Raw genomic sequence first — 8,835 nt, forward strand, 5'->3', positions numbered from 1 at the left:
CCCGCATGCTGCCCTGGTCCGCCGACCTCGCCGGTCGCCTCGACCACCACGTCGTCGACAGCGCGCTGCTGCGCGACAATCCCCTCGGCGACCCGCACGAGCGGCCGCTGGTCGTCTACGTCCCGCCCGGCTACGACGACGCGCCCGACCGCCGCTACCCGACCATCTACGTCCTGCTCGGCTACACCGGCCACGTCGCGATGTGGTTCAACAGGACCCCGTTCCGCCAGCCCTACCCCGAGCTGACCGACGCCCTGTTCGCGGCGGGCGACGTGCCGCCCGCGATCGTCGTCTACGTCGACGCCTGGACCTCGCTCGGCGGCAGCCAATATCTCGACTCGCCCGCCACCGGCCGCTACCACTCCTACCTGCGCGACGAGATCGTCCCCTACGTCGACGCCCATTACCGCACGCTCGCCGACCGCGACCACCGCGCGATCACCGGCAAATCCAGCGGCGGCTACGGCGCGATGGTGACCGCCATGCTGGCGCCCGACGTGTTCGGCGCGCTGGCCACCCACGCCGGCGACGCGCTGTTCGAGGTCAGCATGCGGCGCACGTTCCCGGTGCTGGCGCGGCGGCTGCGCGACATGTACGACGGCTCCTACGACGCCTTCCTCACCGACTTCCGCGGCCGGCCGGCCGGCACGAAGGAGGGCGACCTGGAGCTGCTGGAGATGTACGCCTACGCGGCCGCCTACTCCGCCGACGACGACGGCACCGTGCGGCTGCCGTTCGACGACACCGGCGCGGTCGTGCCCGAGGTGTGGCAGCGCTGGCTCACCCACGACCCGGTCGTGATGGCCGGCGAGCCGCGCCACGCCGAGGCGCTGCGCTCCCAGCGGGCGATCTGGATCGACGCGGGCCGCCGCGACGAATACTTCCTCGACTTCGGCGCCGTGGCCTTCCGCCGCGCGGTCGAGGCGGCGGGCGTGCCTGCCGACCGGGTCGCCTTCGAGCTCTTCGACGCAGGTCACGGGGGCATCGAATACCGCTATCCACTTGCCCTTGCCTGGCTCGCCCGCCGCCTCACCGCAGACGAGGTCCAGTAGGCTGCCGCAATGGAACTGAAGGACCAGGTACGCGAGCTGCGCGAGCAGGGCATGTCGCCCAAGCAGATCGCGCGGGCGCTCAAGGTCTCGCCGTCGGTCGTCGCGCCGCTGGTGCGCGCCATCGCCGAGGAGACCGCTCAGGCCACCGGCCCCGGCGAGGCCGAGGTGATGGGCTGCTGGATCAACGTCGGCTGGAGCGAAGGGCTCGGCGTCGACCCGGCCCGCGGGTGGGTCGACGAGGCCCCCGGCTCCGGCGGTGGCGGCAACGTGTGCGTGCTGGTCGCCCGGCGCTACAACTGGGACCGCCTGACGGTCTGCGGCTACCTGGCCGACGTCTACTGCCAGGGCGTCAAAGCCGTCATCGGCCCCGACGTGCTCGACGACCGCGACCTCGCGCGCTTCCGCGAATACTTCTTCGGCGAATACGCCGGCTGGCAGGAGGCCCCGATCGAGCTGGCCAGGCACCTGGTGTTCGGCTCCATCGACTACGCCCAGTCGCTCGGCTTCGAGCCCAACGACCTGTTCTCGCTCGGCGCCGACGTGCTGGGCAAGTGGGAGGAGGAGCCGGCGATCACGTTCGGCCGCGACGGCAGGCCGTTCTACGTCGAGGGCCCCGACGACGACACCGCGAAGGTGCTGCGCACGCTGCGGCGCCGCTTCTCCGACGACGAGTTCGGCTACGTCCCGGCGAGCCAGTGATCCAGGCGCGTCAGCCCAGGCCGGTGACGCGCATCGTGAGGTTGAGCCGGCCGGCGGCCAGGCCCGTGGCCGGGTCGCCGGTGCCCGGATAGACCTTCGGCACCCCGTGATAGGCCAGCCGCGACGGCCCGCCGAACACGAACAGATCACCCGATTCGAGGCGCACGTCGGTGTAGGGCTTGCCGCGCGTCTCGGTGTTGCCGAACCGGAACAGGCAGGCGTCGCCGACGCTGAGCGAGACCACGGGGGCGTCCGCGCGCTCGTCCTTGTCCTGGTGCATACCCATCCGCGCCTGACCGTCGTAGAAGTTGATCAGGGCGGTGTCGGGGTCGTACGGCATCTCCTTCCCGTACGCGTCGGCCAGGGCCCGCCGGCCCAGCTCCTTGAGCCACGCCGGGAACTCCGCCACCCGTCGGCCGTTCACGTCGTGGGCCAGGCGGGTGTAGCGGTAGGGCTGCCAGTGCCAGCCGACGCAGACCGTCCGCACGGACATGACGCCGCCGCCGGGCAGCACGGTGTGCCGGATCGGCACAGGGCCCTTCGCCCATTCCCGGCATGCTTGGACGAGGTGGCGTTGCTGGTCGAGGCTGAGCCAGCCGGGCACGTGCACCGCGCCCGGGGCGATCTCTCGGAACGGCAGCGGGATCACGATATTTCCTGATCTGGGGTCGTAACTCGGTGGGGGCTCGTGCACCACATGCCCCCATTCTCCCGGGGACGCCCTATGCAACCCGCTCGGCCTCGTGGGGCCCGTCCCATTGGCGTGAGGAGTGACGGGGGCTTATGTGGCGTCGTGGAGGACGAGGCCGAGAGTGTGGCGCAGGCCGGAGCGTACGGTGCTGACGCCGTGCCGAACCGGCGCGGCCGACCAGCCGCGCGACGACCGCACCGGCCGGTCGCGCGTGGTGAAGACCAGCCCGTGACCCTGGGGCAGCAGCGTCACCGTGCCCCGCGACTGCGCCCGCGGCCGCTGCTCCACCAGCAGGAACTCGCCACCCGTGTAGTCGTGACCGGGCCGGTCGAGCCCGATCACCACCTGCAGCGGGAACACCAGGTCGCCGTAGAGGTCGCGGTGCAGGGCGTTCCAGTCGTTCTCGCGGTAGCGGAGCAGGATCGGGGTCGGCCTGGTCTGCCCAGCGCGGTGGCACATGTCCAGCCATTCACCGAAATCGTCTGGCCAGGGCGCGGGCTGCCCCAGCCGGGCCGCCCAATCCCGGGCGATCGGCAGCAAGCGGGCGTAGAACGCGGCCCTCAGCCGTGCGATCACAGGAGGGATCGGGTGACCGAAATATCGGTACTGCCCGGCGCCGAAGCGGTGCCGTTCCATGTCGATGGTGGCGCGGAAGTGCCCGCGTTCGTCGTACAGGCCGGCGATCTGCACGCACTCCTCCGGAGTGAGCACCTGCGGGGTCAGCGCGCAGCCGTACGCGTCGAGCTCGCGCGCCAGCCGCTCGTCCGTCACGATGTCCATGCCTTTCCCAACACCGCCGCCTCGCCGGAACTCGGCAGTTTTCGGACCTCGCGCCCGGCTATTTGATCGCGGGGGCCGGACGTCGTACGCTCACCGCACTCCGGACCCAGGAGTGAACACCCAGGGGAGTAGGCATGGCCGCGTCGCGCGAGTACACCTTCACCGGCACCCGAGTCGTCAACCACGTCCGCGAATGGCCCCATGACCGGCCGCGCTACGTCGCCCTCCTCGTGCACGGCTACGGCGAGCACATCGGACGGTACGAGTACGTGGCCGACCGGCTCGTCCGCCACGGCGCCGCCGTCTACGGGCTCGACCACATGGGTCACGGCAGGTCCGAGGGCGACCGGGTGCTCATCGCGGACTACGAGGACGTGGTGGCCGACGTGCACACCCTCGAGGAGCAGGCCAGGGCGGCGCATCCGGACGTACCGGTGGTGATGATCGGCCACTCCATGGGCGGCCTCATCGCGGCCCGCTACGCCCAGCGCTACGGCACCGGCCTGGCCGCGCTCGTCCTGTCGGGGCCGGTGCTCGGGGAGTGGGCGGTCGTGCCGCAGCTGCTGGCCTACCCGGAGCCGCCCGACACGCCCATCGACCCGGCCACGCTGTCCCGCGACCCGGCGGTGGGGGAGGCGTACGCGGCCGACCCGCTGGTCTGGCACGGCCCGTTCAAGCGGGCCACGCTCGAAGCCCTCGCCACGACCCTCGACGTCATCACCAAGACCGGCCCCCTCGGCCCCCTCCCCACCCTCTGGGCCCACGGCGAGGACGACCAGCTAGTCCCCCTGGAAGGCACCCGCACCGGCATGACCGCCATCCGCGGCACGAACCTGACCGAACGCATCTACCCAGGCGCCCGCCACGAGATCTTCAACGAAACGAACAAGGACGAGGTGCTGGACGACGTCACCGCATTCATCGACCAGTCCCTGTCATAACACCATCAACATCCAGTACGAACAGTCACCATCACGCCAGGGGCGCCGCTCCACGCCGGCACACGGAGGCGATCGGGCATGGCGGAGCCGGGGTGTCATTCCACCGGAAGCCAGACATGTCCTGAGCCACGCGTGCGGCTGAGCTCGATCTTCCAACACCCCGCCTTCGGGAACACGAACCCGGTGCCCCACTCCTGCCCCGGCCTGCGCCAAGTGGACCCGCCATGCTCCTCAGGCCCCCAGACCAGCTTGGCGTGAGTACCGTCGCCCAGGCCGGCCCGAACCTCCAGTGGCCCCTCCCCGGTCATCCGCCACACGATCTTGACTTCGCCCCCACGCTTCAACGGAGTCTTGGCCACGAACAACAACCCCCACAACTCAGCCCCCTGAGCGGTCCCTCGCACCTCCGGATACCCCTTACCGAGGAACACCGGCGTCCCCTGACACCCCACCCCAGTCCGCGCCGGACTGGCCACCACCCGCTCCGACTCCCCGTCCTCCGCCATCACCCCCGTAGCCGGAGGGCCACCACCAACCTCACCCTTCGGATCAAGACCCTGCCCCGCACACCCACCCGCCACCATGGCGACCGCAACGCCCACAACCCCGCACCACACTCTCACTGGGCCCTCCTCTACTCGCTGTCCGTGTCGTTCGTACCACCCCCACTACTCCGAATCCCGCCACAAGGTTCCAGCCCCGGCCGAGCTCACGACCCGCCCTGACCGGTCCCCGATGAGTTCTGGCCTCGCCACGGGTCTCCCTCTACGAGGAGGCGATATGAGCGAGCATGAGCAGGCGCTGAAAGCAGGGGTGGCACTGCTGGAAAGAGCCATCACGTACGCCCTCGGCAGCCTGCGCCTGGTCACCCCGGCCACCCTCTGCCGCCCCACCCCCTGCACAGGTTGGACCCTGCACCACCTACTGACCCACCTGACGGACTCCTTCCAAACCCTCGCCGAAGCCGCAGGCACCTCTGTCTCGCTCACACCCCAGAGCAAGGAACACGAACGCCCACCCCTGACCCCCACCCCCCACCGCCCAACCCCACTCCCCGCCCCCGGCTTCGGCCCCAAGCTCGGGCCGGGGCTCGGAGCCGGCCCTACATCCGGGAACGGGCACAGGCGTGGGCCGGGGGACGGACGCGGGTTCGGTCGAGCGCATGGATACGGGCCGAGGGCCGGTCGCAGCTCTGACCCTGTGCACCAAGCCGGGCCTGAAGAGGGGCGCGGGTTGGGCGTCCTGCACGGCTATGAGCCGGGGCCTGGCCAAGGCCCAGGGCTTGCGCACGGACTGGAGCCTGGAGACAGGCTTGCGCAGGGACTGGAGTTTGGAGACAGGCTTGCGCAGGGACTGGAGCCTGGAGACAGGCTTGCGCAGGGACTGGAGCCTGGAGACAGGTTTGGGGATGAATGTCCGCCCGGGTCTCGCAACCCGGCTCTGCTGCTGAGGGACAGCGCCACCGAGGCGCTGGGGCGGTGGGTCGCTCTGTCGGGGGACGCCCTCATCGCCGTCGGCGACCGCAGGTTGACCCGTCCGATGGTGGCGGCGGTGGGCGCGATCGAGATCGCCGTCCACGGCTGGGACGTGGCCATGGCGTGCGGTGAACGCCACCCGCTTCCGCCTCTCCTGGCCGAAGAACTGCTCGACCTGGCCCGGCTGTTCGTCACCGCTCAGGAGCGCCCGGCCCGCTTCGCCCTACCCCTCGCCGTCCCTCCGCACGCCCCCGCCCAGGACCACCTCCTCGCCTACCTCGGCCGCGACCCCACCTGGACCCCTTTCCACTGACCACCTGTGCCGAAGCCCTTCGCCACCTGCGTTCTCTGCCACCTGTGTAAAGGGTCTCCGTCGTGGCTGCGGCGTCTGCATCAGTGGCTTCGTCCACGGGCTTGGAGAGCGCGGGTTTGGGCCGGAGGTTCCGCTTGTGGGCTCTGCTCCGAAGGGCCCAAGGTGGCGGGTTTTTGCTGGCTGGGCGTTCGAGGAGGCTGTGGCGCGGTGGGTGGTGAGGGGGCTCGTGGTGGTGGCGACGGCCGCACGAAGAACGGTCGTCGCCACCACGTTGGCCGGCCGGTCCGCGGTGGACGAAGGGGTCGCCTCGCGGACTCAGACCGGACGGGTTACCGTCCCTCCGGCACGGTGTGGCTTGGGTGGCCTTCCAGCCGTGGCTGGATACCTTAACCGATCTTCTCACCGTATCGGTCGGAACGTCGTCGGGTTCTACCAAGAGCCGCGTCACGGTGTGCGGTTTGACATTTCCGTACAAAGTGATCGTACGACGTGTGGGGTGGTGTTGTGCAGCCGGGTTCCGGTGGCTGAACGCTCCTCACGTCACTGTCCGTGGTGGGGTCGGTTGGTTGGGCGATGCGCTGGTGGTCGGCCTAGGGGCTCGGCCCCCGAGTGTTGTGGCCGCGTGGCTTCCGGACGCTCGCGGTTACGGAGCGGGGGTGTCCTCCTGCAGGACTTCCAGGACTTGTTCGCCGTACTTCGCGAGTTTGTTCTCGCCTACGCCGTTGACCTTGCTCAACTCTGCCAGGGACGTGGGACGGGCGGTGGCGATCTCGCGGAGGGTCGCGTCGTGGAAGATGACGTAGGCGGGGACGCCCTGCTCCTTGGCGGTGGCGCCGCGCCATGCGCGGAGGCGTTCGAAGAGGGGGGCGGCTTCGGCGGGCAGCTCGACGGCCGCCTTCGCGGACTTCGCCGAGCCGGCCACCTTGGCGCGGGCCGGGCGGAGGGTGTCGCGGCGCAGCCGCACCTCGCGCCGGCCGCGCAGCACGTCGGCGCTGGCGTCGGTGAGCACCAGGGCGCCGTAGTCGGACTCCACCGCCAGCAGACCTTGGGCGAGGAGCTGGCGTACGACGCCGTGCCACTCCGCGTTGCCCAGGTCGGTGCCCACGCCGAAGACCGTCAGCGTGTCGTGGTCGTGCTGGATCACCTTGGCGGTCTTCTTGCCGAGCAGGATGTCGACCACCTGCCCCACCCCGAACTTCTGCCGCCGTTCACGTGCCAGCCGCAGCACGGTGGACAGCACCTTCTGGGCGGGGACCGTGCCGTCCCACGACTCGGGCGGGGCCTGGCAGGTGTCGCAGTTGCCGCAGGGCTGCGAGCCCTCCTGGCCGAAGTAGTCGAGCAGCATCGTGCGGCGGCAGCCGACCGTCTCGCACAGCGCGAGCATCGCGTCGAGGTGGAGCACCTGGCGGCGGCGGTGGGCGTCGTCGCCTTCCATGGCCATGCGCCGGTGCTGGACGACGTCTTGCAGCCCGTACGCCATCCACGCCGTCGCCGGCAGCCCGTCGCGCCCTGCCCGCCCGGTCTCCTGGTAGTAGCCCTCCACCGACTTCGGCAGGTCGAGGTGAGCCACGAACCGCACGTCAGGCTTGTCGATGCCCATGCCGAACGCGATCGTGGCCACCACCACGAGCCCGTCTTCGCGCAGGAAGCGAGCCTGGTGGTGGGCGCGCGTGCGCGCGTCGAGTCCCGCGTGGTAGGGGACGGCGGCGATGCCGTTGTCGGCCAGGAACTCCGCGATCTTCTCCACGGACGAGCGGGACAGGCAGTAGACGATGCCGGAGTCGCCGTCGTGCTCGGTGCGCAGGAACTCCAGCAGCTGCCGCTTGGGGTCGTTCTTGGCGGTGATGCGGTAGTGGATGTTGGGGCGGTCGAAGCTGGCCACGAAGTGGCGGGCCTGGTCGAGGTTGAGCCGGGAGGAGATCTCGCGGTGGGTGGCCGGCGTGGCGGTGGCGGTGAGCGCGATGCGCGGCACCTCCGGCCACAGCTCGTGCAGCCGGGAAAGCTCCAGATAGTCGGGACGGAAGTCGTGGCCCCACTGCGCCACGCAGTGCGCCTCGTCGATCGCGAACACCGAGATGTCGCCCTTGGCCAGCAGCCGCTGCGTCGCCTCGACGCGCAGCCGCTCGGGGGCGAGGTAGAGCAGGTCGAGCTCGCCGGCCAGGAACTCCGACTCGACGAGCTGGCGTTCGTCGAAGTCCTGCGTCGAGTTGAGGAACCCGGCGCGTACGCCCAGCGCTCTGAGCGCGTCCACCTGGTCCTGCATCAGGGCGATCAAGGGGGAGATGACCACGCCGACGCCTCGGCGCACCAGGGCGGGGATCTGGTAGCACAACGACTTGCCGCCGCCGGTGGGCATCAGGACGAGCGCGTCACCCCCGGCGACCACGTGATCGATGATCTCCTGCTGGCCCTCGCGGAAGGAGTCGTAGCCGAACACGCGGTGCAGGACGTCGGTGGGGGTATCCATGCGGCTACCTTACGTGTTCGGTGGCGGGCGGATGGCCGGTTCCGCCGACGGCGGAGCCGGGCAGCAGCCTACGAAACCGCCCAAATACGGGGGTCTCGACCTCCCCGGAGGCCGAGACCGTCACGAGGGGCGGTACGGCCCCACCTGTCGACCAGGGGTGGCCGAGGGATCGTGCTGCACGTCTACCGTACTCAGGCGGTCGCCTCTCCCGTACGCCCTGCGCCGGTCGATGCATGCGATCGAGCGCGCCGTAGCCGACCGTCCGAGTGATCGCCGGTGTGCCGATCAATCGTTTGTGGAACGTCCCACCGGTGATCGCGAACTAGGGCGCGTTTCAGAAGTGGTGGGCTCATAGCCAGGTGTCGATCACGGCGATGTGGACGGTCGCTTCGTAGCGCACGGCCAGCTTGTCGAACC

Annotated in this window: 7 protein-coding genes and 1 pseudogene; 5 read left to right on the forward strand and 3 right to left on the reverse strand. The window is 70.2% G+C overall.

What is annotated here, in order from left to right; translation table 11 throughout:
* Positions 1–5 precede the first annotated feature (5 nt).
* Positions 6–1,052 carry an alpha/beta hydrolase-fold protein gene (locus AB0K28_RS06430; RefSeq protein ID WP_364365835.1) on the forward strand — a complete coding sequence of 349 codons (1,047 nt, stop codon included), beginning with the start codon at positions 6–8 and terminating at the stop codon, positions 1,050–1,052.
* Between the two features lie 9 nt (positions 1,053–1,061).
* Positions 1,062–1,751, forward strand: coding sequence for a helix-turn-helix domain-containing protein (locus AB0K28_RS06435; RefSeq protein ID WP_345397291.1), 690 nt, complete (start codon positions 1,062–1,064; stop codon positions 1,749–1,751).
* Between the two features lie 10 nt (positions 1,752–1,761).
* On the opposite strand, the gene AB0K28_RS06440 is transcribed toward AB0K28_RS06435, so the two are convergent.
* Positions 1,762–2,403 carry an alpha-ketoglutarate-dependent dioxygenase AlkB gene (locus tag AB0K28_RS06440; RefSeq protein WP_364365878.1) on the reverse strand — a complete coding sequence of 214 codons (642 nt, stop codon included), beginning with the start codon at positions 2,401–2,403 and terminating at the stop codon, positions 1,762–1,764.
* A 129-nt stretch (positions 2,404–2,532) separates the two neighbouring features.
* Entirely contained in the window at positions 2,533–3,222 is a 690-nt protein-coding gene (locus AB0K28_RS06445) for a 2OG-Fe(II) oxygenase (RefSeq protein ID WP_364365838.1), read from the reverse strand.
* Positions 3,223–3,356: 134 nt separating this feature from the next.
* Between AB0K28_RS06445 and AB0K28_RS06450 the strand changes: the two genes are divergently transcribed.
* From AB0K28_RS06450 to AB0K28_RS06460, 3 genes and pseudogenes are all read left to right on the forward strand, one after another.
* Complete coding sequence (locus tag AB0K28_RS06450; protein WP_364365841.1) at positions 3,357–4,163, forward strand: lysophospholipase; 807 nt, start codon at positions 3,357–3,359, stop codon at positions 4,161–4,163.
* A 780-nt stretch (positions 4,164–4,943) separates the two neighbouring features.
* A pseudogene (locus AB0K28_RS06455) lies at positions 4,944–5,132 on the forward strand (maleylpyruvate isomerase N-terminal domain-containing protein); the annotation flags it as partial.
* A 582-nt stretch (positions 5,133–5,714) separates the two neighbouring features.
* Positions 5,715–5,951, forward strand: coding sequence for a hypothetical protein (locus tag AB0K28_RS06460; RefSeq protein ID WP_364365880.1), 237 nt, complete (start codon positions 5,715–5,717; stop codon positions 5,949–5,951).
* A gap of 643 nt (positions 5,952–6,594) precedes the next feature.
* Here the strand turns inward: AB0K28_RS06460 and recQ are convergent.
* On the reverse strand, positions 6,595–8,418 hold the full coding sequence (gene recQ / locus AB0K28_RS06465; protein ID WP_364365844.1) for a DNA helicase RecQ: 1,824 nt from the start codon (positions 8,416–8,418) through the stop codon (positions 6,595–6,597).
* Positions 8,419–8,835 lie beyond the last annotated feature (417 nt).

The organism is Nonomuraea sp. NPDC049504, from assembly GCF_040676845.1.
Taxonomy (GTDB): Bacteria; Actinomycetota; Actinomycetes; order Streptosporangiales; family Streptosporangiaceae; genus Nonomuraea; species Nonomuraea salmonea.

Excerpts from the sequence above, each read along its gene's own strand:
- AB0K28_RS06430 (WP_364365835.1), top strand. The coding sequence starts at position 6 with ATGCTGCCCTGGTCCGCCGACCTCGCCGGTCGCCTCGACCACCACGTC.
- AB0K28_RS06435 (WP_345397291.1), top strand. The coding sequence starts at position 1,062 with ATGGAACTGAAGGACCAGGTACGCGAGCTGCGCGAGCAGGGCATGTCG.
- AB0K28_RS06445 (WP_364365838.1), bottom strand. The coding sequence starts at position 3,222 with ATGGACATCGTGACGGACGAGCGGCTGGCGCGCGAGCTCGACGCGTAC.
- AB0K28_RS06450 (WP_364365841.1), top strand. The coding sequence starts at position 3,357 with ATGGCCGCGTCGCGCGAGTACACCTTCACCGGCACCCGAGTCGTCAAC.
- recQ (WP_364365844.1), bottom strand. The coding sequence starts at position 8,418 with ATGGATACCCCCACCGACGTCCTGCACCGCGTGTTCGGCTACGACTCC.